The organism is Pseudomonas sp. NFACC41-3 (assembly GCF_900109505.1).
Taxonomy (GTDB): domain Bacteria; phylum Pseudomonadota; class Gammaproteobacteria; order Pseudomonadales; family Pseudomonadaceae; genus Aquipseudomonas; species Aquipseudomonas chlororaphis.
The window spans coordinates 360360-385906 of sequence record NZ_FOAE01000004.1; the positions used below are offsets into that span (position 1 = coordinate 360360).

General features: G+C 64.2%; 24 protein-coding genes. 9 read left to right on the forward strand and 15 right to left on the reverse strand.

The genetic code is table 11. The features are described 5' to 3' along the window. Positions 1–69: 69 nt before the first annotated feature. The 13 genes from BMY68_RS19770 to BMY68_RS19830 all read right to left on the reverse strand — a co-directional run bounded on the left by BMY68_RS19770 (position 70) and on the right by BMY68_RS19830 (position 15076). Positions 70–1347, reverse strand: a complete 1278-nt coding sequence (locus BMY68_RS19770) for a flavohemoglobin expression-modulating QEGLA motif protein (protein ID WP_009042357.1) — start codon at positions 1345–1347, stop codon at positions 70–72. Positions 1348–1380: 33 nt separating this feature from the next. Beyond that, positions 1381–1926, reverse strand: coding sequence for a hypothetical protein (locus tag BMY68_RS19775; RefSeq protein WP_085529930.1), 546 nt, complete (start codon positions 1924–1926; stop codon positions 1381–1383). 63 nt (positions 1927–1989) lie between these two features. Beyond that, on the reverse strand, positions 1990–2706 hold the full coding sequence (locus BMY68_RS19780; RefSeq protein WP_009042355.1) for a TetR/AcrR family transcriptional regulator: 717 nt from the start codon (positions 2704–2706) through the stop codon (positions 1990–1992). Positions 2707–2807: 101 nt separating this feature from the next. Further along, positions 2808–4307: a lysine--tRNA ligase gene (lysS, locus tag BMY68_RS19785; RefSeq protein WP_007927975.1), complete on the reverse strand. Its 1500-nt coding sequence runs from the start codon at positions 4305–4307 to the stop codon at positions 2808–2810. 110 nt (positions 4308–4417) lie between these two features. Continuing rightward, a protein-coding gene (prfB, locus tag BMY68_RS19790; protein ID WP_114759940.1) for a peptide chain release factor 2 occupies positions 4418–5513 on the reverse strand; the annotation gives its coding sequence in 2 pieces (ribosomal slippage) (positions 4418–5440 and positions 5442–5513; 1095 coding nt in all). 108 nt (positions 5514–5621) lie between these two features. Further along, positions 5622–6623, reverse strand: a complete 1002-nt coding sequence (locus BMY68_RS19795) for a response regulator (protein ID WP_007927977.1) — start codon at positions 6621–6623, stop codon at positions 5622–5624. A gap of 48 nt (positions 6624–6671) precedes the next feature. Further along, positions 6672–7685, reverse strand: a complete 1014-nt coding sequence (locus BMY68_RS19800) for a chemotaxis response regulator protein-glutamate methylesterase (protein ID WP_085529929.1) — start codon at positions 7683–7685, stop codon at positions 6672–6674. Continuing rightward, complete coding sequence (locus tag BMY68_RS19805) at positions 7682–10018, reverse strand: hybrid sensor histidine kinase/response regulator (RefSeq protein ID WP_085529928.1); 2337 nt, start codon at positions 10016–10018, stop codon at positions 7682–7684. Before BMY68_RS19805 ends, BMY68_RS19800 begins: the two co-directional genes overlap by 4 nt. Then, positions 10015–10695: a chemotaxis protein CheW gene (locus BMY68_RS19810; RefSeq protein ID WP_062823561.1), complete on the reverse strand. Its 681-nt coding sequence runs from the start codon at positions 10693–10695 to the stop codon at positions 10015–10017. Before BMY68_RS19810 ends, BMY68_RS19805 begins: the two co-directional genes overlap by 4 nt. Next, a complete protein-coding gene (locus BMY68_RS19815; protein WP_085529927.1) occupies positions 10692–11963 on the reverse strand; it encodes a CheR family methyltransferase in 1272 nt (423 codons plus the stop codon). The genes BMY68_RS19810 and BMY68_RS19815 overlap by 4 nt, the downstream gene beginning before the upstream one ends. Then, positions 11960–12496 (reverse strand): chemotaxis protein CheW, encoded by a 537-nt coding sequence (locus BMY68_RS19820; RefSeq protein ID WP_085529926.1) that lies wholly within the window; start codon positions 12494–12496, stop codon positions 11960–11962. The genes BMY68_RS19815 and BMY68_RS19820 overlap by 4 nt, the downstream gene beginning before the upstream one ends. Continuing rightward, entirely contained in the window at positions 12496–14118 is a 1623-nt protein-coding gene (locus BMY68_RS19825; protein ID WP_007927988.1) for a methyl-accepting chemotaxis protein, read from the reverse strand. The genes BMY68_RS19820 and BMY68_RS19825 overlap by 1 nt, the downstream gene beginning before the upstream one ends. Before the next feature lie 232 nt (positions 14119–14350). Further along, entirely contained in the window at positions 14351–15076 is a 726-nt protein-coding gene (locus BMY68_RS19830) for a tellurite resistance TerB family protein (protein ID WP_085529925.1), read from the reverse strand. Positions 15077–15265: 189 nt separating this feature from the next. Between BMY68_RS19830 and BMY68_RS19835 the strand changes: the two genes are divergently transcribed. From BMY68_RS19835 to BMY68_RS19865, 7 genes are all read left to right on the forward strand, one after another. Continuing rightward, positions 15266–16180: a LysR family transcriptional regulator gene (locus BMY68_RS19835; protein ID WP_085529924.1), complete on the forward strand. Its 915-nt coding sequence runs from the start codon at positions 15266–15268 to the stop codon at positions 16178–16180. Positions 16181–16284: 104 nt separating this feature from the next. Continuing rightward, a complete protein-coding gene (locus BMY68_RS19840) occupies positions 16285–17775 on the forward strand; it encodes a gamma-aminobutyraldehyde dehydrogenase (RefSeq protein ID WP_085529923.1) in 1491 nt (496 codons plus the stop codon). Positions 17776–17862: 87 nt separating this feature from the next. Then, positions 17863–19014, forward strand: a complete 1152-nt coding sequence (gene ydcS, locus BMY68_RS19845; RefSeq protein ID WP_085529922.1) for a putative ABC transporter substrate-binding protein YdcS — start codon at positions 17863–17865, stop codon at positions 19012–19014. A 202-nt stretch (positions 19015–19216) separates the two neighbouring features. Then, positions 19217–20254 (forward strand): ABC transporter ATP-binding protein, encoded by a 1038-nt coding sequence (locus BMY68_RS19850; RefSeq protein ID WP_085529921.1) that lies wholly within the window; start codon positions 19217–19219, stop codon positions 20252–20254. Position 20255: 1 nt separating this feature from the next. Next, entirely contained in the window at positions 20256–21203 is a 948-nt protein-coding gene (locus BMY68_RS19855) for an ABC transporter permease (RefSeq protein WP_009042342.1), read from the forward strand. Further along, positions 21193–22020 carry an ABC transporter permease gene (locus tag BMY68_RS19860; RefSeq protein WP_007928000.1) on the forward strand — a complete coding sequence of 276 codons (828 nt, stop codon included), beginning with the start codon at positions 21193–21195 and terminating at the stop codon, positions 22018–22020. The genes BMY68_RS19855 and BMY68_RS19860 overlap by 11 nt, the downstream gene beginning before the upstream one ends. A 124-nt stretch (positions 22021–22144) precedes the next feature. Next, positions 22145–23569 carry a gamma-aminobutyraldehyde dehydrogenase gene (locus tag BMY68_RS19865; protein WP_085529920.1) on the forward strand — a complete coding sequence of 475 codons (1425 nt, stop codon included), beginning with the start codon at positions 22145–22147 and terminating at the stop codon, positions 23567–23569. A 19-nt stretch (positions 23570–23588) separates the two neighbouring features. On the opposite strand, the gene BMY68_RS19870 is transcribed toward BMY68_RS19865, so the two are convergent. After that, positions 23589–24185 (reverse strand): hypothetical protein, encoded by a 597-nt coding sequence (locus BMY68_RS19870; protein ID WP_239694107.1) that lies wholly within the window; start codon positions 24183–24185, stop codon positions 23589–23591. Between BMY68_RS19870 and BMY68_RS19875 the strand changes: the two genes are divergently transcribed. Next, entirely contained in the window at positions 24184–24495 is a 312-nt protein-coding gene (locus tag BMY68_RS19875; RefSeq protein WP_085529918.1) for a hypothetical protein, read from the forward strand. The two genes, BMY68_RS19870 and BMY68_RS19875, sit on opposite strands and share 2 nt — an antisense overlap. Then, positions 24492–24620 (forward strand): hypothetical protein, encoded by a 129-nt coding sequence (locus tag BMY68_RS30290; protein ID WP_275668598.1) that lies wholly within the window; start codon positions 24492–24494, stop codon positions 24618–24620. The genes BMY68_RS19875 and BMY68_RS30290 overlap by 4 nt, the downstream gene beginning before the upstream one ends. A gap of 23 nt (positions 24621–24643) precedes the next feature. Here BMY68_RS30290 and BMY68_RS19880 read toward each other — a convergent pair whose 3' ends face one another. Next, positions 24644–25495: a LysR family transcriptional regulator gene (locus BMY68_RS19880; RefSeq protein WP_085529917.1), complete on the reverse strand. Its 852-nt coding sequence runs from the start codon at positions 25493–25495 to the stop codon at positions 24644–24646. Positions 25496–25547 lie beyond the last annotated feature (52 nt).

A 25547-nucleotide genomic window follows, 5' to 3' on the forward strand; every position in this document is an offset into this window, starting at 1 on the left:
AGCTTGCTCGCGATACGTGGTGTCAGGCACATCGCCATCGCGAGCAAGCTCGCTCCTACACAGAGGGGGTTACAGGATGTTCGAGTAATCCGCCTCGATCCGGTCCAGGCTCAGGTGATTGAGGAAGTTGGAGAAGCACATCCAGGCCGACAGCGCGTTCATGTCGCGGAACTGGTCCGGCAGATACTTGGGCGGCACCACCAGGCCTTCGTCGACCAACTGGCGCAGGGTCCGCATGTCCTCCAGGGTGGTCTTGCCGCAGAACAGCAACGGTATCTGCTCGAGCTTGCCCTTGCGCACGGCCAACTGAATGTAGTTGTAAACCATGATGAAGCCCTTGAGATAGGACAAGTCTTTAGTGAATGGCAGGCCCGTCGGCACCGAACCGCGGAACACCCGGCTGGCATTGCCATAACTTTCGGCCATTTCGAAACCCTGCTCGCGAAAGAACGCGAACACCTGCATGAAGTCCGCGCCCTCCTCCACCATGTGAATGGCGCGAGTGCGGTTGGTCAGCTTGCGCAGACGGCTCGGGTAGGAGGCGAAGGTAATGATCTCCATCAGGATCGCCAGGCCTTCCTGGGTCACGGTCGACGAGGGCGGGCCCTTGGACAGGAAGGTGCAGATCGGCTGGTTCAGGCCGTTGAGGGTAGTGCCCACGTGGACCAGGCCTTCGTGGACTTCCAGGGCGCGCACATCGCGATCGTTGAACAACGCGTCGGCGCGGATCTTGATGTAGTCGGCGCCGGCCGCCGCGTCGGCAACGATGCCATCGGACTCGAAGACCCGGATGGTTTCCTCGGCCTCGCCGAACACCTTGTTCAGCCGGCTTTGCAGCAGGTTCACCGCTTCCTTGGCGCTCAGGGTCTTGGGTTCGTCCTTGAGATCGCCACGGCCGTCGATATTGTTCAGGTAATCCGAGAGCATCAGGCCCAGGTCGGCCAGGGTCGGGTCGCCGGCATGAAAGGCGTCGGAGGCCGCGCCGTAGAGCTCCTGGGATATCAGCCCGAAGTCCTCGGTGCCACGGGCCTCGAGCATCCGCACCACCATGCGGTACTCCTTGCACATGCGCCGCATGATCTGCCCCACCGGGTTGAACTGGCCCAGTTGCCGGGTGATGTCACGCTCGATGTTCTGGAACTCCAGCTTCACCGCGCTGGAGTCGAAAGACAGCGGCCGGCCTTCGTAATAGGCGCGGTCCACCGCCGGCATTTCCTTGCCATTGGCCTTGAGGAAACCTTTGCGGATGTTGTCATCCCACTTCACCGCATCCAGTACGCGGATCGGCGTCTGTGCCAGCACAATGCGATCGGACAAGGTGCGTATCGTCTGCTGGTAATCGTCCACCCCAAAACTCCCGTTAAAACGTCTGTACTGCGTTTACTTGCCTGCCCGCTGGAAGCGCGCCGCCTCGACGAACACGTCGGAGTTGGCGGGATCGTCCAGATAGGCGAAAACCTGTGGCAGCGCGCTGTCGATCAGCACGCCCTCGCCGTCCTTGGTGTCGAACGGTTCGCCCCGCAGGGCATTCTGCCCGCGGGCCTGATTGATCTGCTCGAGATCGAGCTGGTAGAGCACCAGCTCGTGTTCGTCGGTCAACTCGAAACCGGCGATGGTGAAGTGCCCACCGAGCGCCTGGGGCACCGCCGCCGAGAGATACCAGCGGCTGCCGTGGCGGGAAACGGTGAACTCGTAAGTATCGTGCTGCTGCGGCTTGGCCTTGATGGAAGTGACGGCCTTGTAGCGGTTGTTGCCGATGCGGCTCAGTTGCAGGGTGAGCGGTTCGCCCCAGGCATTCTTGCTGGTCCATTTACCGAGCAACGCCGCGGGCGCCGCCTGATCGGCCGGCAAGGGTTCCTTGAAGGACACCAGGCAGCCACTGAGCAGCAGGAACGACAAGGCGATCACAACGCGCCAGGCTTTCATTCAACACTCCCTATCAGCAGTCGCCCCGTAGCCGCTAGCGCAGCCTGCGTTCGGGCGGGCGGATCACACCGAGGCCAATACCAGGTGCATGTACCGGGTCAGAATACCCAGCATGTCCTCGTCGGCCAGCGGCTCTGCCCCGTTGAGCAGGCCCTGATATTCCATCCGTCCGATTATAGACGTCAACACTTTGGCATCCTGTTGCGGCTCGCGGGAACCCAATACCTGGAAAAACTGGCAGGTGCCCTGCAGCAGGATCTGCTGGTGGGAACGTACCAGCAGCGCCAGGCGCGGGTTGAGCAGCGCCTCCTGGCGAAACGCCTGCTCGGCCATCAGATGCTCGCGGCGGTTGTGCAGTTGGCGCTGCACGTAATCGGCGGTCAGGCGCGCAATGTCATCGGCCAGTTGCGCGCGGGACTCCGGGCTGCCGTCGCCATAGGCGACCATCTCCCGCAGCAAGCCCTCGTTGTTGGCCCACAGCTTGGCCATGAAGGCGGCGCTGCGCTCGACGTATTGGGCAAAGGTATCGGTGAGCAGGTCATCGATATCCTTGAAGTAGTAGGTAGTGGCCGACAGCGGCACACCGGCTTCGGCGGCGACCGCGCGATGGCGCACGGCGCGCACGCCATCGCGCACGACGATGCGCATGGCCGCGTCGAGAATATCCTGGCGACGTTGCTCACTGCCCTGTCGGCTGGCCTTGCGACCCTGGTACTGAACACTTTCAGCGACCGCAGTGGCGATGCCAGCTGCACCTTCTTGAGCAATTGCACGGTTCACGACAGGTATTCCTCTCACATAAAAAATGAAAAAAGCAGTACGTCAGTGCCACACAGACAATAAAAAGCCGCCTGTTAGCGGCGGCTTTTTATTCAACATATTTACGCTTGCGGCCGCATGTGCGGGAACAGGATCACGTCGCGGATCGACGGGGAGTTGGTCAGCAGCATCACCAGGCGGTCGATGCCGATACCTTCACCGGCGGTCGGCGGCATGCCGTACTCCAGGGCACGAACGAAGTCGGCATCGTAGTGCATGGCTTCGTCGTCACCGGCGTCCTTGTCGGCCACCTGGGCCATGAAACGCTCGGCCTGGTCTTCCGCGTCGTTCAACTCGGAGTAGGCGTTGGCGATTTCGCGGCCACCGATGAACAGCTCGAAACGGTCGGTCACGTTCGGGTTCTCGTCGTTGCGACGGGCCAGCGGCGAGACTTCGAACGGGTACTGGGTGATGAAGTGCGGCTGCTCCAGCTTGTGCTCGACCAGTTCTTCGAAAATCATCACCTGCAGCTTGCCCAGGCCTTCGAAGCCGAGGACCTTGGCGCCGGCCTTCTTGGCGATGGCGCGAGCCTTGTCGATGTCGTTCAGGTCCTCAAAGGTCAGCTCAGGGTTGTACTTGAGGATCGAGTCGAACACCGACAGGCGGGCGAACGGCTCGCCGAAGTGGAACACCTTGTCGCCGTACGGCACGTCGGTGCTGCCCAGGACCAGCTGCGCCAGTTCGCGGAACAGTTCTTCGGTCAGGTCCATGTTGTCTTCGTAGTCGGCGTAGGCCTGGTAGAACTCCAACATGGTGAATTCAGGGTTGTGCCGGGTCGAAACGCCTTCGTTGCGGAAGTTGCGGTTGATCTCGAACACTTTCTCGAAGCCACCGACCACCAGGCGCTTGAGGTACAGCTCCGGGGCGATACGCAGGAACATTTCCATGTCCAGGGCGTTGTGGTGGGTCTCGAACGGCTTGGCCGCCGCACCGCCGGGAATGGTCTGCAGCATCGGCGTTTCCACTTCCAGGAAGTCACGCTTCATCAGGAAGCTGCGGATATGGGCGATGACTTGCGAACGCACGCGGAAGGTTTCGCGTACGTCTTCGTTGACGATCAGGTCGACATAGCGCTGGCGATAGCGCTGCTCGGTATCGGTCAGGCCGTGGTGCTTGTCCGGCAGCGGACGCAGCGACTTGGTCAGCAGGCGTACCTGGGTCATCTCGACGTACAGGTCGCCCTTGCCGGAACGGGCCAGGGTGCCTTCGGCGGCGATGATGTCGCCCAGGTCCCAGGTCTTGACCGCGTCCAGGGTTTCTTCCGGCAGGGTCTTGCGGTTGACGTAGACCTGGATCCGCCCGGTCATGTCCTGGATCACCATGAACGAGCCACGGTTGAGCATGATGCGACCGGCAACCTTGACCGGGATTGCAGCCTCGGCCAGCTCTTCCTTGGTCTTGTCCGCGTATTGCTTCTGCAGGTCGTTGCAGTAGTTGTCGCGGCGGAAGTCGTTCGGGAAGGCATTGCCCTTGGCGCGCTCGGCAGCAAGCTTTTCCTTGCGCAGGGCGATCAGGGTGTTTTCTTCCTGTTGCAGGGCCTGGTCGAGTTGTAGGTCGCTCATGTCTTTAAATTTTCCATCACAGGTACGTTGCCCCTTGCCTGTGGCAAGGGATCGCGGGCCAGCCTCGCTCCTACAGAAGCGCGCCGTGCCCGCGGCATGGGTGTCGCGGCTTACAGCCCCGATTTCAGGCTGGCCACCAGGTATTCGTCGATATCGCCGTCGAGCACCTTGTCGCAGTCACTGCGTTCGATGTTGGTACGCAGATCCTTGATCCGCGAGGCATCGAGCACGTAGGAGCGGATCTGGTGACCCCAGCCGATGTCGGACTTGGTGTCTTCCAGCGCCTGGGAAGCGGCGTTGCGCTTCTGCATTTCCTGCTCGTACAACTTGGCCCGCAGCATCTTCATGGCGGTGTCCTTGTTGGCGTGCTGGGAACGTTCGTTCTGGCAGCTGACCACGGTGTTGGTCGGTACGTGGGTGATACGCACGGCCGAGTCGGTGGTGTTTACGTGCTGGCCACCGGCACCGGAGGAACGATAGGTGTCGATGCGCAGGTCCGCCGGGTTGATCTCGATTTCCACCTTGTCGTCGATCTCGGGCGAGACGAATACGGCCGAGAACGAGGTGTGGCGGCGGGCGCCGGAGTCGAACGGGCTCTTGCGCACCAGGCGGTGCACGCCGATCTCGGTGCGCAGCCAGCCAAAGGCGTACTCGCCCTTGATGTGCACAGTGGCGCCCTTGATCCCGGCGACTTCGCCTTCGGACAGTTCCATGATGGTGGCGTCGAAGCCACGCTTGGAGGCCCAGCGCAGGTACATGCGCAGCAGGATGTTGGCCCAGTCCTGGGCTTCAGTGCCGCCGGAGCCGGCCTGGATGTCCAGGTAGGCGTTGTTCATGTCCATTTCGCCGCTGAACATGCGACGGAATTCCAGCTTGGCCAGGGCCTCGTCGAGACGGGTCAGTTCGGCGACCACATCGCCTACCGCGCCTTCGTCGTTCTCTTCGACGGCCATGTCCAGCAGATCGCGGCAATCGGCCAGGCCACCGGACAATTCGTCCAGGGTCTCGACGATCTGTGCCAGCGCGGAGCGCTCGCGCCCCAGTTCCTGGGCGTATTCAGGCTTGTTCCAGACGTTCGGATCTTCAAGCTCGCGGTTGACCTCGGTCAGACGCTCATGCTTTTGATCGTAGTCAAAGATACCCCCGAATAGTTTCGGAGCGCTCGGACAGGTCCTTGATAGTGTTAAGGATCGGGTTGATTTCCATGGCAGGCAGCACTCGTTGGCGAACTTTTGAAAGCCGGCGAGTATAACGTAATCAAGCTGGTGCGGCAGCCCGCCTGGCGGCTTTAGGCCCCCGCGGTGGCGGTTTTTTTCACTCGATCCCCACCTGATTGCGACCATTGTGCTTGGCCAGATACAGGCCTTTGTCGGCGGCCGAGATCAATTGCCGGCAACTGGTGCTCGGCTGCGGCGTCATGGTGGACAGACCGATGCTGATGGTCAGGCTCGCCCCTTCGGTCGGCGCGATATGCGGAATCTTCAGCGCGGCCACGGTCTGGCGCAGTTTCTCGGCCACCAGCCGCGCCCCGCCGGGCGAGGTGTTCGGCAGCACCAGGGCAAACTCCTCCCCGCCATAACGCGCCGGCAGATCCGACGGTCGGCTGCTGGCTTCGCGGATCGCCGTCGCCACCTTGCGCAGGGCTTCATCGCCTTCCAGATGACCGAAGTTGTCGTTGTAGGACTTGAAGTAATCGACATCGATCATCAGCAGCGACAACTGGGTCTGGTCGCGCATTGCCCGGCGCCATTCCAGCTCCAGGTACTCGTCGAAATGCCGGCGGTTGGACAGGCCGGTCAGGCCATCGGAGTTCATCAGGCGCTGCAGCACCAGGTTGGTATCGAGCAGCTGCTGCTGGCTGACCCGCAACGCGCGATAGGCCGCGTCCCGCTGCAACAGGGTCATGTAGGAACGCGAGTGGTAGCGAATGCGGGCCACCAGTTCGATATTGTCCGGCAGCTTGACCAGGTAATCGTTGGCCCCGGCGGCGAAGGCCGCACTCTTGATCAGCGGGTCTTCCTTGGTCGAAAGCACGATGATCGGAATGTTCTGGGTCGCCGGGTGGTTGCGGTACTCGCGCACCAGCGTCAACCCGTCCAGGCCCGGCATCACCAGGTCCTGCAGGATCACCGTCGGCTTGATGCGGATCGCCTGGGCAATGGCCTGGTGCGGGTCGGCACAAAAGTGGAAGTCGATGTTTTCTTCATTCGCCAACCCACGCCGCACAGCCTCACCGATCATTGCCTGGTCGTCGACCAGCAGCACCATCGCAGCATTTTCATCGGTTTTAAAATCGTCGAGCTGTAAATCATTCATGGGTTGTCACCTGAGTTGCTACCTGGCCAGGACAGCTGCGTTTGTCGGTCATTTGGCAAATATCTCCAGCAATCGTGGAGCGATCTTGTCCAGTGGGCGAATCTCTACGGCAGCGTCGATGGCAGCGGCCGCCTTGGGCATGCCATACACCGCACTACTATTCTGGTCCTGGGCGATGGTCAGGTAACCCTGGTCGCGCATCAGTTTCAGGCCCTGGGCGCCGTCGCGACCCATGCCGGTCAGCAGTACGCCGACCGCATCGCCGCTCCAGTAATTGGCGACACTTTCAAAAAACACATCGATCGATGGCCGATAGATCTCGTTTACCGGCTCGGCGGTGTAGGCCAGGGTGCCGTTCTTCAACAGCCGGATATGGTGGTTGGTCCCCGCCAGCAGCACCGTACCGCTCTGCGGTGGCTCGCCTTCGCGGGCCAGGCGCACCTTGAGCCCGGAGGCGCTGCTGAGCCATTCGGCCATGCCCGCGGCGAACACCTGGTCGACATGCTGCACCAACACGATGGCGGCCGGGAAATGGGCGGGCAGCCCCTTGAGCAACACTTCCAGCGCCGCCGGCCCACCGGCGGACGAACCGATCGCCACCAGGCCCTGGCGTTGCGCCATGGTGCGCATCGGCACCGGTACCGAACGCACGCGGTTGCCGCGCTGCTGGCCGATCAGCCAGCCGATATTGAGGATCTTGCGCAGTAAAGGCGCCGCCGCTTCCTGCGCATTGCCGGCCCCCAGGGCCGGTGTATCGACCACGTCCAGCGCGCCATGCCCCATGGCCTCGAACACCCGATGCACGTTCTGCTGGCGGTCCACCGTGACGATCACGATAGCGCAAGGGGTTTCGGCCATGATCCGGCGGGTCGCCTCCACGCCGTCCATCACCGGCATGATCAGGTCCATCAGGATCAGGTCGGGCGTCAGCTGGGCGCAGTACTCGACCGCCTCGGCGCCATTGGTCGCGACCCACACCACTTCGTGCGCGGGTTCGAAGGCCAGGGCCCGGCGCAGGGCCTCCACGGCCATGGGCATGTCATTGACGATCGCGATTTTCATGCCCGCGCTCCTCCAATCAGTTCCACCACCGCATCCAGCAGGGCGTCATCATGGAAACTGGCTTTGGCTAGATAATAGTCGGCCCCGGCATCCAGTCCACGGCGCCGGTCCTCTTCGCGATCCTTGTAGGAAACCACCATCACCGGCAACGACTGCAGGCGATTGTCACGGCGCAGGAGTGTGACCAATTCAATCCCATCCATTCGGGGCATATCGATATCAGTGATCAGCAGGTCGAAGTCTTCCGAACGCAAGGCGTTCCAGCCATCCATGCCGTCGACGGCGACCGCTACGTCATAACCACGGTTGAGTAAAAGCTTGCGTTGCAGCTCACGCACGGTGAGCGAGTCGTCGACCACCAGGATGCGCTTGCGCGCCGTCTCGGCCTGATGGCGGTTGTGCCGGGCGATGCGTTCCAGGCGGCCGGTATTGAGCAGCTTGTCCACCGAACGCAGCATGTCCTCGACGTCGACGATCAGCACCACGGAGCCGTCATCGAGCAAGGCTCCGGCGGAAATGTCCTGGACCTTGCCCAGGCGGTCGTCCAGCGGCAGCACCACCAGGGTCCGCTCGCCGATGAAACGCTCGACCGCCACGCCATAGACCGCGTCGCGCTCGCGAATCACCACGACCTTGAGCGTGGATTCGTTGTTCTGCCCCGCCGGGCGTTGCAGCAACTGGCTGGCCGCGACCAGGCCGACGTGGCGGCCTTCGTGCCAGAAATGCTGGCGCCCTTCCAGCTGGACAATGTCGTCGGGCTCCAGATCGCACATGCGTTCGATATGCGCCAGCGGGAAGGCATAGGCCTCTTCGCCGACCTCCACCACCAGGCTGCGCACCACCGACAGGGTCAGCGGCACTTCGAGGTGGAAACGACTGCCCTGCCCCGCCACCTGCTCCAACTGCACCGCGCCGCGCAACTGGCGCACCATGTGTTGCACCGCGTCCAGGCCGACACCGCGCCCGGAGACCTCGGTGACCTTGTCCCGCAGGCTGAAACCCGGCAGGAACAGGAAGGTCAGCAGCTCTTCTTCGCTCAGCTGGGCAGCGGTCTCGGCGGGGGACAACTGGCGCTCGACGATGCTCTGGCGCACCCGTTCCAGGTCGACGCCATTGCCGTCATCGCTCAGCTCCAGCACCAGCAGCCCGGCCTGGTGGGAAGCGCGCAGGCGAATCAGGCCCTCGGCCGGCTTGCCCGCCAGCAGCCGCTGTTCGGGCGTTTCGATGCCGTGATCGACCGCGTTGCGCAGCAGGTGGGTCAGCGGCGCCTCGAGTTTTTCCAGCACATCGCGATCGACCTGGGTCTTCTCGCCCTCGACCTCCAGGCGAACCTGCTTGCCCAGGCTGCGCCCCAGGTCGCGAACCATCCGCACCTGGCCCACCAGCACATCGGCGAACGGCCGCATGCGACAGGCCAGCGCGGTGTCGTAGAGCACCTGGGCACGCTGGCTGGCCTGCCAGCCGAATTCATCCAGCTCGGCGGTTTTCTCCGTCAGCACCTGCTGGGACTCCGCCAGCAGGCGTCGCGCATCTTCCAGGGCTTCTAGGGCCTCCAGGCCCAGCACCTGCTCCTTGAGATGCCCATTGAGGTTTTCCAAAGCGCGCAGGCCGTTGCTCTGCAGGCGCTTGAGGCGCTGCAGGGCCGCCAGGTACGGCTTCAGGCGCTGGGTTTCCACCAGCGATTTGCTCGACAGGTCGAGTAGGCTGTTCAGGCGTTCGGCCGTGACCCGCAACACCCGTTCGCCCCCCTCGGCGAGCTTCTTGCCCTTGTGCGTAATCGCCGCGGCTGTCTCTTGCAGCGTTTCCTGCAATACCTCCTGCGGCATCTCGAACGGCGGAACCCGTGGTTCCGGTTCGACCTGCGGAGCCTGCATTTGCAGCTCGGCCATGGGCGGCAGGTTCGGCTCGATCCGGGGCAGGACAACGCCCGCAGGCGCCGCGCCCGGCGAGCCGACCAACTGCTCCATGAGCGCCACGTAGGCGGCAATGTCCTGCTCACTGACCTCGCTGCCCGGCGTGGCGATACGCATCAGGAAATCGGTGCCCTGCAGCAACGCATCGATATGTTCGGGACGCAGGTACAGCCGCCCTTCCTGGGCGCTGACCAGGCAATCTTCCATCACATGGGCCACGCTGACCCCGGCGTCGACCCCGACGATCCGCGCCGCGCCCTTGAGCGAGTGGGCGGCGCGCATGCAGGCTTCCAGCTGGTCGGCCTGGGTCGGATTGCGCTCCAGCGCCAGCAGGCCGGCACTGAGTACCTGGGTCTGGGCTTCGGCTTCCAGGCTGAAGAGTTCGAGCAGCGAGGCGTCGCGCATTTGATCGGGGGTCATGTCAGGCTCCGGGTCACGGCGGACAGCAACTGCTCTTCATCCAGCCAACGCAGGCTGCGGCCCTTCCATTGCAGGACGCCACGGGTGTACTTGGCACTGGCCTGCTGGCCGGAAACCGCGGCGGCGTCCAGGGTGCGCTCGTCGATGGCATGGATGCCCTCCACCTCGTCCACCGGCACCACCACCGGGCCGCCCTGGGCGGCGATGATCAACATCCGCGGAATCACCCGCGCCCCCGACACGACCGTGCTGGTGGTGTCCAGCCCCAGCAACTCCACCAACGACAGGCACGCCACCAGCGCACCACGCACATTCGCCACGCCCAGCAAGGCCCGCGAGCGCTGGTGCGGCAAGGAATGGATCGGCTGCAGCGGCGCCACTTCCACCAGGCAACGGGTGGCAATGCCCAGCCATTCCTCGCCCAGGCGGAACATCAGTAACGAACGGGTGACGACATCCGTATCGGCCGCGACCGCTTGCTCATGGCGCTCCTGCTGCAACGCATAGCGGTCGAGCAGGCGGGTGGCCGCAGCGGAATACACCGAGCAATTGCGGCAATGCACATGCCCGGCCAGCAACGGGCAACTCTTGTCGCCGTGGATACCGATACGGTTCCAGCAATCGTCGATGGCCTGCGCATCTTCGTGGGTCACGTTCAACGAAACAGAGCCGCTCATGATTTACGCTCACTGTCTGCTGCACGGCCGCTGCGGGCCGCGCGCTCCTGCAATCGACGGGCACCGGCGACGTCTCCCTGGGAAGCCAGCAAGGCGGCCAGGTGCGCCAGCGCTTCGGCGTGCTGCGGATCCAGGTACAGGGCCTTGCGATAGAAACCCTGGGCTTCCAGGGCGCTGCCCGCCACGTCGCTGAGCAGCCCCAGCCAATAGAACACCTGCGCCACCGGCTCGTGGGTGTCCAGGTAATGCTCGCAAGCCACCCGGGCCTCGGCGCTTTTGCCTTCGTTGGCCAGGGCCGCGATGCTCGCCAGCAACGTCGTGGCATCGCTGGCCGGCCTGGTCGGCGCAGGGCGCGGGCTCGCCACCGCACTGGAAAACGGCCGGCTGCGCACGGGCGGCGCGATACCGCGCACCGGCTGGCGCGCTGGCAATGCGCTCGGTACGAAGGCCGGTGCCGGCGTGGGCTCGGGTTCGTTATGCCGGCTGAAAGCAAAGGACTGGGCAATGCCGATCGAGCGCATGCCCAGGCGGCCCAGCAGGCTGCCTTCGGCCGGGCCGATGAACAGCACGCCATCGACATGCGTCAGGCGCTTGAGCACTTCGAACACCTGGCGCTGGGTCGGCTGATCGAAATAGATCAGCAGGTTGCGACAGAAGACAAAATCGTAGGGCGGCTCATTGGCCAGCAAGGTCGGGTCCAGCAGGTTGCCGACCTGCAGGCGCACCTGCTCGCGCACCCGCTCGCTGAGGCTGTAGCGCTCATCTTCGGCGGTGAAATGCCGTTCGCGAAAATCGCTGTGCTGGCCACGAAAGGAGTTCTTGCCGTACACCGCCAGCCTGGCCCGCTCGACCGACAGCGGGCTGACATCGAAGCCATCGACCTTGAATTGATGGGGAGCGAGCCCGGCATCGAACAGGGCCATGGCAATCGAGTACGGCTCCTCGCCGGTGGAACACGGCAGGCTGAGGATGCGCAAGGCGCGCATGCCCTTGAGTTCGGCAAGCCGCGAGCGCGCGAGTTTGGCCAGGGTCGTAAAGGATTCCGGGTAACGGAAAAACCAGGTTTCCGGAACGATCACCGCTTCGATCAGGGCCTGCTGTTCATCCCGCGAGCCTTGCAGGGTCTGCCAGTAATGGTCGGCGCTGAGCGCCTGCTGGGCGATGCTGCGCTGGCGCACCGCGCGCTCGATGATCGCCGGGCCCACCGAAGCCACATCGAGGCCGATGCGCTCCTTGAGAAAATCGAAAAATCGCTGGTCGCTGCTCATGACGGCTCCCCGAGCAACGCCGGATCCAGCGGCGGCGAGGGAAACAGCAGCGCACGCACCTCGGCATCCAGCAGATCGTCGACACGCACCCATTGCAGCAGGCCCTGGGTGTCTTCGTAGACCGGGCCCAGGTACGGCGCATTGCGGTTATCCAGGCCGTAGGCCTTGAAGTCCTGCGGGTTGCAACGCAGGGTGTCAGTGGCCTGCTCGAGGATCAGCCCCAGCAACTGCGCGGGCTGCGCCGCCTGCGGGCGGTAATGCACCAGCACCAGGCGGGTGCTGGTGCGCTCCTGCGCCGGCTGGCCAAAGGTCAGGGCACTCAGGTCGAGCACCGGCACCACCGCGCCGCGATGGGCGAAGACTCCGGCCACCCAGGACGGCGCCCGGGGAATCGGCTTGAGTTGCAGGCGCGGCAATACCTCGACCACCTCGATGGCCTGCAAGGCGTAACGTTCGGTGCCGATGCGGAACACCAGGAACAGCGTGTCTTTCGTCGCCGTCCCCGCGCCGCCTTTCGCTGCGAGCTCGTTCATCAGACTTTGAAACGCGAGACGCCGCTGCGCAGCCCCACCGCCACCTGGCTCAGTTCATCGATGGCGAAACTGGCCTGGCGCAGCGACTCGACGGTCTGGCTGCTGGCATCGCCCAGTTGCACCAGGGCGTGGTTGATCTGCTCGGCACCGGTGGCCTGGGCCTGCATGCCCTCGTTGACCATCAACACCCGCGGCGCCAGGGCCTGGACCTGGTGGATGATCTGCGACAACTGCTCGCCGACCTGCTGCACCTCGGCCATGCCGCGGCGCACTTCTTCGGAGAACTTGTCCATGCCCATGACCCCGGCCGATACCGCCGACTGGATCTCCCGGACCATTTGCTCGATATCGTAGGTGGCGACCGCGGTCTGGTCCGCCAGGCGCCGCACTTCAGTGGCCACCACGGAAAAGCCGCGCCCGTACTCGCCGGCTTTCTCGGCTTCGATCGCGGCGTTGAGCGACAGCAGGTTGGTCTGGTCGGCGACCTTGACGATGGTCACCACCACCTGGTTGATGTTGCCGGCCTTCTCATTGAGGATCGCCAGCTTGGCGTTGACCAGGTCGGCCGCGCCCATCACCGAATGCATGGTTTCTTCCATGCGCGCCAGGCCTTGCTGGCCGGAACCGGCCAGCACCGACGCCTGGTCGGCGGCGGTGGAGACTTCGGTCATGGTGCGCACCAAGTCCCGGGAAGTCGCGGCGATCTCTCGGGAAGTAGCGCCGATTTCGGTGGTGGTCGCCGCGGTCTCGGTGGCGGTCGCCTGTTGCTGCTTGGAGGTGGCGGCGATCTCGGTGACCGAGGTGGTGACCTGGACCGAGGAGCGCTGCGCCTGGGACACCAGGGAGTTGAGCTCGGTCATCATGTCGTTGAAGCCGGTTTCCACGGCGCCGAATTCGTCCTTGCGCTCCAGGTTCAGGCGGCTGGTCAGATCGCCCGTGCGCATGACGTCGAGGATTTTCACGATACGGTTCATCGGCGCCATGATCGCGCGCATCAGCAACAGGCCGCACAGGCCCGCCGCCAGCACCGCCACCAGCAGGGAAACGCCCATGGTGACTTTGGCCGCGGCCACCGCATCGTCGATCTGCGAGGCGGCCGAATCGGCGACCCCTTTGTTCTCGTCGATGATGTCGTTGAGCTTTATCCGGCCAGCCACCCAGGTCGGGGTCAGCTGTTCATTGAACAGGCGCACCGCCTCGTCTTCCTTGTTTTGCACATGCAGGTCGAGGACGGCGGCCTGGATCTTGATGAATTCCTGGTGCTGTTTCTCGAACGCCTCGAATTCGCTCTGGTCCTGGCGGGTGGTGATGGTGTTTTTATAGCTGCTCAGGTGTTGCTGCAGGCGCTGCTCGAAGTTCTTGAAGTCCGCCGCATCCTGGGAACTGATGCCCTGGCCTTCCTTCAAGCCAATGATTTCCTGGGTGTGCAGGTAGCTGTCGACCCAGGCGCCGCGGACCATCGAACTGAAATAGACCCCGGGAATGGCATCGGAGCGCATGCGGTCTTCGCCGGCCTCGATCTTCAACAAACGGGAGTACGAGGCTATGACCATCAGCAGCATGATGGTGATAATCACCGCAAAGCTCGCCAAAATGCGTTGGCGCAACGTCCAGTTCTTCACAGTCAGTCCTCGGGGCCATTCAAATGGTGGGGAGTATAGCCGAGGGCGTGCCATCATTTATCAGCGTATTGCGCACCACGTCTCACTCAGAGCGAAAGGCAGGGTCCGCTCTGGAGGGCTACTTTCCGCCAGATGACTCGAGTGCCGCCAGTGATGATCCGGCATAAGCAGAGGGTATTTCAGCCATCAAAGAGGGCGTGCGAAGCTTTCTCCAGCGCACGCCCGATTGGCGTCATAGATTGGCCTGGCGCACCTGTTTTTCCAGTTCGAGTTTCAACCCCGGCTCCAGCTTGAGTTGACGCGCCAGCTCATCCAGATAGGCCTTTTCCATGAAGTTTTCCTCGTCCACCAGCATCACGCTGGCGACGTACATTTCGGCGGCCATTTCCGGGGTGCCGGCAGCACGCGCCACATCCGCCGGGTCCAAGGGTTTGTTGAGTTCGGCGTGCAGCCAGTGCTGCAGTTCCTGATCGTTGTCCAGCCGGGTGAACTCACCTTCGATCAGGGCGCGCTCGCGCTCGTCGATATGGCCATCGGCCTTGGCCGCGGCCACCAGCGCCTTGAGGATCGCCTGGCTGTGCTGTTCGACCTGTTGCGCAGGCAAGCGGTCGAGGGTCTGCGGCTCGCTTTGCGGCGCGCCGGCCTGCTGCGCCTGCCAGTTGCCGTAGGCCTTGTAGGCGATCACGCCCAGCGCCGCCAGGCCGCCATAGGTCAGCGCCTTGCCGCCGAATTTGCGGGCTTTTTTATTGCCCAGCAGCAGGCCCATGGCGCCGGCCGCCAACGCCCCGCCGCCAGCGCCGGACAACAGGCTGCCGAGCCCGCCGGAACCGCCACCGAGCAACCCGCCCAGCGCGCCCTTGTCGGCAGCGGATACCTTGTTCTGCTGCGCCCCGGCCTTGTTCTGCAACAGGTCCTGGCCAGACTTGAGCAATTGATCGAGCAATCCACGGGTGTTCATCCAAACCTCCAGCAACTTGAGTTGATCGAATCAATAAGGCCATCAGCCTAGATCGAAGTGCCCCGCGCCTGGGCTCGAGTGTGCTTCCAGATGTTGCTTCGCCAGGCTCGCTCGCATGCCTGGGCAGCCCTTCGATTAAAAAGATATACACTCGAAAAAATCGATAAAACCGCCTGACCGGTGATGCCCATGATGACCTTGCGCCAGATCCGTCACTTCATCGCCGTGGCCGAGACCGGCTCGATCTCGTCCGCCGCCCAGGCGGTGTTCATTTCCCAGTCGACCCTGACCCTGGCGATCCAGCAGCTCGAACAGGAAATCGGCGTCAGCCTGTTCAACCGCCATGCCAAGGGTATGACCCTGACTCACCAGGGCCACCAGTTCCTGCGCCAGGCGCACCTGATCCTGGCCACCGTCGACAACGCCAAGCGCAGCCTGCAACAGAGCACCGACCAGGTGGCTGGCCAGTTGATCGTCGGCGTGACCAGCCTGGTCGCCGGTTACTACCTGGCGGACTTGCTCACGCGTTTCCAGCGCGCCTACCCCAATGTGGAAATCCGCGTGATGGAGGATGAGCGTCCCTACATCGAGCACTTGCTGGTCAGCGGCGAGATCGACATCGGGGTGTTGATCCTCTCCAATCTCGAGGACCGCCACGCCCTGCAGACCGAAGTGCTGACCCACTCCCCCCACCGCCTGTGGCTGCCCGCCCAGCACCCGCTACTGGAACACGACAGCATCAGCCTGGCGGATGTCGCTCGCGAGCCGCTGATCCAGCTCAACGTCGATGAAATGGACCGCAATGCCCAGCGCCTGTGGTCCGGCGCCGGCCTGCAACCGCGCATCAGCTTGCGCACCGCCTCCACCGAAGCGGTACGCAGCCTGGTAGCGGCCGGGCTTGGGGTGTCGATCCAGCCGGACATGACCTATCGCCCCTGGTCGCTGGAGGGCGACATCATCGAGGCCCGACCCATCGCCGACCTCAGCCAGACCCTCGATGTCGGCCTGGCCTGGCGCCGGGGCACAGCGCGCCCGGCGCTGGTCGACCCGTTCCTGACCGTGGCTCGTGAACAACCCCACGGCGGGCGCAAGCCATCTATTTAATCGAACGCTGCATTCAGTATTTGGTATTTGTCGAGCACCGGCCCCGCCACTAGTCTCTGATCATCCGTCCAGAGAGGGCCGGGCCTCCGTCACTGGAGAGCACCATGGCCATACCAGAAAAGAGAACCCGGAAAATGGCTGGCGCGCAGACTCCGTTGTCCACCGCTTTGTTGATCGATGGCGAATTGGTCGCCGGCCAGGGGCTTGTCGAACCTATCCTCAACCCGGCCACCGGCGAAGTGCTGACCCGGATCGCCGAGGCCAGCAGCGAACAGGTGGAAGGCGCGATCCTCGCCGCCCACCGCGCCTTTACCGACTGGTCGCGCACCACGCCCCAGCAACGCTCGAACATCCTCCTGGCGATTGCCGATGCCGTGGAAAAGCAGGCCGACCACCTGGCCCGCCTGGAATCGCTGAACTGCGGCAAGCCGCTGCACCTGGCGCGCCAGGACGATCTGGGCGCCACCGTCGACGTGTTCCGTTTTTTTGCCGGCGCCGTGCGCTGCCAGACCGGCCAGCTCGCCGGCGAGTACCTGCCGGGCTACACCAGCATGGTGCGGCGCGACCCTATCGGCGTGGTGGCGTCCATTGCGCCGTGGAACTACCCGATCATGATGGCCGCCTGGAAGATCGCCCCGGCCCTGGCCGCCGGCAATACCCTGGTGTTCAAGCCGTCGGAGCATACCCCGCTGTCGATCCTGGCCCTGGCGCCGACCCTGGCCGAACTGCTGCCGCGCGGCGTGCTGAACATTGTCTGCGGCGGTGGCGAAGGCGTCGGCAGCCACCTGGTCAGCCACCCCAAAGTGCGCATGGTGTCGCTGACCGGCGATATCGTCACCGGGCAGAAGATCCTCCAGGCCGCCTCGAAAACCCTGAAGCGCACGCACCTGGAACTGGGCGGCAAGGCCCCGGTGATCGTCTGCAACGACGCCGACCTGCAGGCCGTGGTCGAGGGCGTGCGCAGCTACGGCTATTACAACGCCGGGCAGGACTGCACCGCGGCCTGCCGGATCTATGCCCAGGGTGGGATCCATGACCGTCTGGTGGCCGAACTGGGCGCCGCCGTGAGCAGCCTGCGGTTCGCCGGCAAGCGCGATGCCGACAACGAGATCGGCCCGCTGATCAGCACTCGCCAGCGCGACCGCGTGGCCAGCTTCGTCGAACGCGCCCTGGGCCAGCCGCATATCGAACGGGTGACCGGCGCGGCGGTGCATTCGGGCGCCGGCTTCTATTACCAGCCGACCCTGCTGGCCGGCTGCCGACAGCAGGATGAAATCGTCCAGCGCGAAGTATTCGGCCCGGTGGTCACCGTCACCCGCTTCGACGAGCTGGCGCAGGCGGTGGACTGGGCCAACGACTCGGAATACGGCCTGGCCTCGTCGGTCTGGACCCAGAACCTGGACAAGGCCATGCAGGTGGCGGCACGCCTGCAATACGGCTGCACCTGGATCAACAGCCATTTCATGCTGGCCAGCGAAATGCCCCACGGCGGCTTGAAACGCTCCGGCTACGGCAAGGACCTGTCCAGCGATTCGCTGCAGGACTACAGCGTGGTGCGCCACATCATGGCCCGCCACGGCAATGACCTGGAATAACGGCACTAAGCTGATAACAAGCCCTTAGGGCGCGCTCCACCACGTTCACAACTGCCCCGACCATAATTTGAAGAAGAGGGTTTCCCCATGTTCGTGCACAAGACCGCACTGCTCAGTGCAATCACCACCGCCCTGCTGGCCAGCGCCAGCCTCCAGGCCGCCGAACCGCTCAAGGCCGTCGGTGCCGGCGAAGGCCAGCTGGATATCGTGGCCTGGCCCGGCTACATCGAACGTGGCGAGAGCGACAAGAACTACGACTGGGTCACCGGCTTCGAGAAGGAGACCGGTTGCAAGGTCAACGTCAAGACCGCGGGCACCTCCGACGAGATGGTCAGCCTGATGGCCAAGGGCGGCTACGACCTGGTCACCGCGTCCGGCGACGCCTCCCTGCGGCTGATCGTCGGCAAGCGCGTGCAGCCAATCAACACCGCGCTGATTCCCAACTGGAAAAACCTCGACCCGCGCCTCAAGGACGCACCCTGGTACGTGGTCGACAAGCAGACCTACGGCACGCCCTACCAGTGGGGCCCGAACGTGCTGATGTACAACACCACCGTCTTCAAGCAGGCACCGACCAGCTGGAGCGTGCTGTTCGACGCGCAGAACCTGCCGGACGGCAAGCCCAACAAGGGCCGCGTGCAGGCCTATGACGGGCCGATCTACATCGCCGATGCCGCGCTGTACCTCAAGAGCGCGAAACCGGAACTGGGGATCCAGAACCCCTACGAACTGACCGAAGCCCAGTACAAGGCGGTGCTCGACCTGCTGCGCGCCCAGCAGCCGCTGATCCACCGCTACTGGCACGACACCACGGTACAGATGAGCGACTTCAAGAACGAAGGCGTAGTCGCCGCCAGCTCCTGGCCGTATCAGGTCAACGGCCTGATCAACGAGAAACAGCCAATCGCCTCGACCATTCCCAAGGAAGGGGCCACCGGCTGGGCCGACACCACCATGTTGCACAGCGAGGCCAAGCACCCCAACTGTGCCTACAAGTGGATGGACTGGTCGCTCACGCCGAAGGTCCAGGGCGATGTCGCCGCCTGGTTCGGCTCGCTGCCAGCCGTGCCGGCGGCCTGCCAGGAAAGCCAACTGCTGGGCGCCGAGAGCTGCAAGACCAACGGCTTCGACCAGTTCGACAAGATCGCCTTCTGGAAAACCCCGCAGGCCGAGGGCGGCAAGTTCGTGCCGTACAGCCGCTGGACCCAGGATTACATCGCAATCATGGGCGGCAGGTGAGTTCCCTGTAGTCGCTGCCGCAGGCTGCGCAAGGTCCGCAGGACCTTCTGCCCCCTCAAGATCGCCGCGCCCCTGCGGGGCGATCGCAGCCTGCGGCAGCGGCTACAGGTTCCTGCGTCGGGCCGGCTCCAGCAGGAGCGGCCTACGCCGCCAGACCTGATCCCGCTTATTTCGACAGCGCGCTTTCCCGGAGCACCGCACCATGACGCTTGCAGTCCAGTTCACCAACGTTTCCCGGCAGTTCGGCGAGGTGAAGGCCGTCGACCGGGTGTCCATCGATATCCAGGACGGCGAGTTCTTTTCCATGCTCGGCCCTTCCGGTTCGGGCAAGACCACCTGCCTGCGCCTGATCGCCGGTTTCGAACAGCCGAGCGCCGGCTCGATCCACATCCACGGGGCCGAAGCCACCGGGTTGCCGCCCTACCAGCGCGACGTCAACACCGTGTTCCAGGATTACGCGCTGTTTCCCCATATGAATGTGCGCGACAACGTGGCCTACGGCCTGAAAGTCAAAGGCGTCGCCAAGGCCGAACGTCTCAAGCGCGCAGAAGAAGCCCTGGCCATGGTCGCCCTGCAAGGCTACGGCGAGCGCAAGCCGGTGCAGCTGTCCGGCGGCCAGCGCCAGCGCGTGGCCCTGGCCCGGGCGCTGGTCAATCGGCCGCGGGTCCTGCTGCTGGACGAACCCCTGGGGGCGCTGGACCTGAAGCTGCGCGAACAGATGCAGGGCGAACTGAAGAAACTCCAACGCCAGCTCGGCATCACCTTCATTTTCGTCACCCACGACCAGACCGAAGCCCTGTCGATGTCCGACCGCGTGGCGGTGTTCAACAAGGGCCGCATCGAGCAGGTCGACAGCCCGCGCAACCTGTACATGAAGCCGGCCACCACCTTCGTCGCCGAGTTCGTCGGCACCTCCAACGTGATTCGCGGCGAGCTGGCCGAACGCCTGAGCGGCAGCCAGCGACCCTTCTCGATCCGCCCGGAACATGTGCGTTTCGCCGAAGGCCCGCTGTCCAGCCACGAGATCGAAGTCAGCGGCCTGCTGCACGATATCCAGTACCAGGGCAGCGCCACCCGCTACGAGCTGCAACTGGACAACGGCCAGACCCTCAGCATCAGCCGGGCCAACGACCAATGGCTGGACAGCGGCGCCCAGCACCAGACCGGGCAACGCCTCAGCGCGCGCTGGGCCCGCGCAGCGATGATCCCGCTGGCCGATACCCTGGCGAGCGGGGTGTGACATGAGCACCCTGGCGATCACTTCCCAAAGCCCCGGCGGCTCGCCGCTGCGGCGCTTTTCCAACCTGCTGTACCGGCGGCCGAACCTGTACCTGGCGCTGCTGCTGGTGCCGCCGCTGCTCTGGTTCGGCGCGATTTACCTGGGCTCCTTGCTGATCCTGCTCTGGCAGGGCTTCTACACCTTCGACGACTTCACCATGGCGGTCACCCCGGACCTGACCCTGGCCAACTTCGCCGCGCTGTTCCAGCCGTCGAACTTCGACATCATCCTGCGCACCCTGAGCATGGCCATCGCCGTCTCGCTCGCCAGCGCCGTGGTCGCCTTCCCCATCGCCTACTACATGGCGCGCTACACCAGCGGCAAGACCAAGGCGTTCTTCTACATCGCGGTGATGCTGCCGATGTGGGCCAGCTACATCGTCAAGGCTTACGCCTGGACCCTGCTGCTGGCCAAGGGCGGCGTGGCGCAGTGGTTCGTCCAGCACCTGGGGCTGGAGCCGCTGTTGCAGTTCATCCTGGGGATTCCCGGGGTCGGCGGCAGCACCCTGTCGACCTCGCACCTGGGGCGCTTCATGGTGTTCGTCTACATCTGGCTGCCGTTCATGATCCTGCCGATCCAGGCCTCCCTGGAACGCCTGCCGCCGTCCTTGCTGCAAGCCTCCGCCGACCTCGGCGCCAAGCCGCGCCAGACCTTCATGCAGGTGATCCTGCCGCTGTCGGTGCCGGGCATCGCCGCCGGCTCGATCTTCACCTTCTCCCTGACCCTGGGCGACTTCATCGTGCCGCAGCTGGTGGGCCCGCCCGGCTACTTCGTCGGCAGCATGGTCTACGCCCAGCAAGGGGCGATCGGCAACATGCCGATGGCCGCGGCCTTCACCCTGGTGCCGATCGTGCTGATCGCCATTTACCTGTCCATCGTCAAACGCCTGGGGGCCTTCGATGCGCTCTGACTCAGCCAAGCATGGAGAACCAGCCTCGCTGGGCCTGCGCCTTGCCGCGTGGGGCGGGCTGCTGTTCCTGCATTTCCCGATCCTGATCATCTTCCTCTACGCCTTCAACACCGAAGACGCGGCCTTCAGCTTTCCGCCCCAGGGCTTCACCCTGAAGTGGTTCAGCGTGGCCTTCGCCCGCCCCGACGTGCTCGAAGCCATCAAGCTGTCGTTGCAGATCGCCGCCATCGCCACCCTGATCGCCATGGTCCTCGGCACCCTGGCCTCGGCGGCGCTGTACCGGCGGGACTTCTTCGGCAAACAGGGCATTTCGCTGATGCTGATCCTGCCCATCGCCCTGCCGGGGATCATCACCGGCATCGCCCTGCTGGCGACCTTCAAGACATTGGGGATCGAGCCGGGGATGTTCACCATCATCGTCGGCCACGCGACCTTCTGCGTGGTGATTGTCTACAACAACGTGATCGCCCGCCTGCGCCGCACCTCCCACAGCCTGATCGAAGCCTCGATGGACCTGGGCGCCGACGGCTGGCAGACCTTCCGCTACATCATCCTGCCGAACCTCGGCTCCGCGTTGCTGGCCGGCGGCATGCTGGCGTTCGCCCTGTCGTTCGACGAAATCATCGTCACCACCTTCACCGCCGGCCATGAACGCACCCTGCCGCTGTGGCTGCTCAACCAGCTCAGCCGGCCGCGGGACGTACCGGTGACCAACGTCGTCGCCATGCTGGTGATGCTGGTGACCATGCTGCCGATCCTCGGCGCCTATTACCTGACCCGCGGCGGCGAGAGCGTGGCGGGCAGCGGCGGCAAATAACCCTGTAGCCGCTGCCGCAGGGTCGTGGCGCCCTCCGGTTCGCTGAAGGCCTTCGGCCTTATCGCAGCCTGCGGCAACGGCTACAGATCGCAGAACATCCAACAGATATTTCAGGAGAACAGCCATGCAAACCAAACTCTTGATCAACGGCCAACTGGTCACCGGCGAAGGCCCTGCCCAGGCGGTATTCAACCCCGCGCTGGGCAAGGTGCTGGTGGAAATCAACGAGGCCAGCGAAGCCCAGGTCGATGCCGCGGTGCGCGCCGCCGACAGCGCTTTCGAAAGCTGGTCGCAAACCGTGCCGAAAGAACGCTCGCTGCTGTTGCTCAAGCTGGCCGACAGCATCGAAGCCCACGGCGAGGAACTGGCCCGGCTGGAGTCGGACAACTGCGGCAAGCCGCTGAGCGCGGCCTTGAACGACGAGATCCCGGCGATTGCCGACGTGTTCCGCTTCTTCGCCGGCGCCAGCCGTTGCCTCAGCGGTTCGGCCGGCGGCGAATACCTGCCGGGCCACACCTCGATGATCCGTCGCGACCCGGTGGGGGTGATCGCCTCCATCGCGCCGTGGAACTACCCGCTGATGATGGTCGCCTGGAAAATCGCCCCGGCCCTGGCCGCCGGCAATACCGTGGTGCTCAAGCCCTCGGAGCAGACCCCGCTGACCGCCCTGCGCCTGGCCGAACTGGCGACGGCGATCTTTCCCGCCGGGGTGCTGAACCTGGTTTTCGGCCGTGGCGCCACCGTGGGCCAGCCGCTGGTGACCCATCCGAAAGTGCGCATGGTGTCGCTCACCGGCTCCATCGCCACCGGCTCGCATATCATTTCCAGCACCGCCGACAGCGTCAAACGCCTGCACATGGAACTGGGCGGCAAGGCACCGGTGATCATCTTCGACGACGCCGACATCGACGCCGCCGTGGAGGGCATCCGCACCTTCGGCTTCTACAACGCCGGCCAGGACTGCACCGCCGCCTGCCGCATCTATGCCCAGGAGGGCATCTACGAACGCTTCGTCGAGAAGCTCGGCGCGGCGGTCGCCAGCATCAAGTACGGTCTGCAGGGCGACCCGGACACCGAACTGGGCCCACTGATCAGCGCCCAGCACCGCGACCGCGTGGCCGGGTTCGTCGAGCGCGCCATCGCCCAGCCGCACATCCGCCTGGTCACCGGCGGCAAGGCGGTGGACGGCAACGGCTTCTTCTTCGAACCGACGGTGCTGGCCGACGCCCAGCAGGACGACGAAATCGTCCGCCGCGAAGTGTTCGGACCGGTGGTCTCGGTCACCCGCTTCACCGACGAGGCCCAGGTCCTGGGCTGGGCCAACGACTCGGACTACGGCCTGGCCTCTTCGGTGTGGACCGCCGATGTCGGCCGCGCCCATCGCCTCTCGGCGCGCCTGCAATATGGCTGCACCTGGGTCAACACCCACTTCATGCTGGTCAGCGAAATGCCCCACGGCGGGCAGAAACTCTCCGGCTACGGCAAGGACATGTCCATGTATGGGCTGGAGGACTACACCGTCGGGCGCCATGTGATGTTCAAGCACTGACCCCGGGCAGCACGCCCTGCTAGAAACAGTTGCCGTCGGTTTCCTGGCAAAACTCGTAGGGCGTGTTGCTGATGAACCAGTCGAGCCAATGGTGTTGCCAATCCGGCCACTGAATGATGTAGGTCTTGGTGGCCTTGATGAACTCCAGGCCAAAAATGCTGATGCTGTTGTCGTCCTCATACATCCGCAGGTCCAGCGTCCAGTCCCGGATCAAGGGCGTGCGGTAGACCCGATCCGGGTCCTCAAGGTCGATGATCTGCAGATAGCCCTTGCCGCCGAAAGGCACCAGCAGCCCCCCGGCCGAGGCATGCTGCAACAGGTAACGACCGGAGGGGCTGGTCGTCGAATAGGGGTCGCGTTCGAGCACTGTGTAGAGCGCACTGGCGAACACCAGTACACAGGCTCCCAGCAGGCCCCCCACGACCGCCAAGGTCTTCTTGTACTTCATCGCGCGCACGCCGAAAAACCGCAATTCATTTGCCCGATCTCCTTGAAAGGCGGCTATTGAACGAGGTCTGGCCAAGCCGATCAAGTTGCGGCACCATCCGCCGCCACAAAGCGCCTGGCTTCCCCGCCCGCGGCGCGGAAACTTTTCCGGCAGCCAGGATGCGCCCATGCCTCATCACTCCCGAATCGTCAGCCTGATGCTGCAAGTGGCCGTCTGGTTGGTGCTGCCGTTCGCCGCCCTGCAACTGGGCCTGGTATTGACCCGCGCCGTCGCCGCGCCCTTTGTCTCGGCGGTGGCGGTTCCCACCGGGGTCCTGTCCCTGGTGCTGATCCAGATCACCCTGGTGTATGCCGCCGCCAAAGGCTGGCACGCCTGCGACATGCCTGCCCACTATCGCTGGCTGGGCCTGTGGCTGGGTTGCGTGCTGGTGCTGTATGCCGTGCCGCAGTTCATACCATCGGCGGGGAGCGGCCCATGAATCACAACGGATTCACTCGGGATGAGTGGCTCCGCGTGCTCACGGCCCTCTTCGCCCACTCGCTGGCGGTACTGGCCTTTCTCCTGGCCAATCGCTACGGCATTGCGCTCGATAACAGCCCATAAGCCCGTTTCGAAACCCGCCCCGCCTACTCCAGACCACGCGCCAATACCTCGATCAGATGGTCCATCACCCGCCGCACGGCCGCTGAGCGACGGACATCGGCATGCACCGAAAGCCATAGCTCGCGAGCATCGCCAGCACGCAGTGGCGCTACCCGGACCAACCCGGAGTCGGGGCTGGCGGCAAAACAGGGCAACAACGCGACCCCAACAGCGGCCCGCGCAGCCGCCTGCTGGGTGTTGACGTCATTGCTACGCAGAACGATCGGGCGCCGGGCAGCGAAATCCACCAACCAACGGTGCTGCGGGATATGTTCCAGCGACTCGGCAAAGCCGATGAATCCCCAGTCGGCCGGCGGCGCCGAGGCATAGGCAGGACTGGCATAAAACCCGAACTGGACCTGACCGACCCGACGCACGACGCGCCCCGCTTCATCGGGGCGTACGTAGCCGATGGCGATGTCTGCCTCTCCGCGCTCCAGCGAAGCCACACTGGAGGTCGTATCCAGCACGATTTTCAGATCCGGATGGGCGGCACGCAGCGCCGGCAGGCTGGGTACCAGCAACATGCTGGCCAGCAATGCCAGGGTGCTGACGCTGACCGTACCGGACAGCCCCACGGCCCCTCGGGCATAACGATCGACCTCGTCGACCAGCCTCTCCATAGGCTGAGCAATGGCCGCCAACGCTACCCCGGCTTCGGTCAAACGCGACGAACGTGGCAAGCGCTCAAGCAGTTTGAGTCCCAGGCTCGCTTCAAGACTGGACACCCGTCGCCCTACCGTTGCGTGATCGACGCGCAAGGCATTCGCGGCGGCGGTCAGGGAACCCAGCCGAGCAACGACGATGAAGTGATGTAGATCCTGCCAATCGGTCATGGGTGCATATTCGCAGCCTTGGTGTGCGCAAGCACGCGTTTTTTCCTTGATA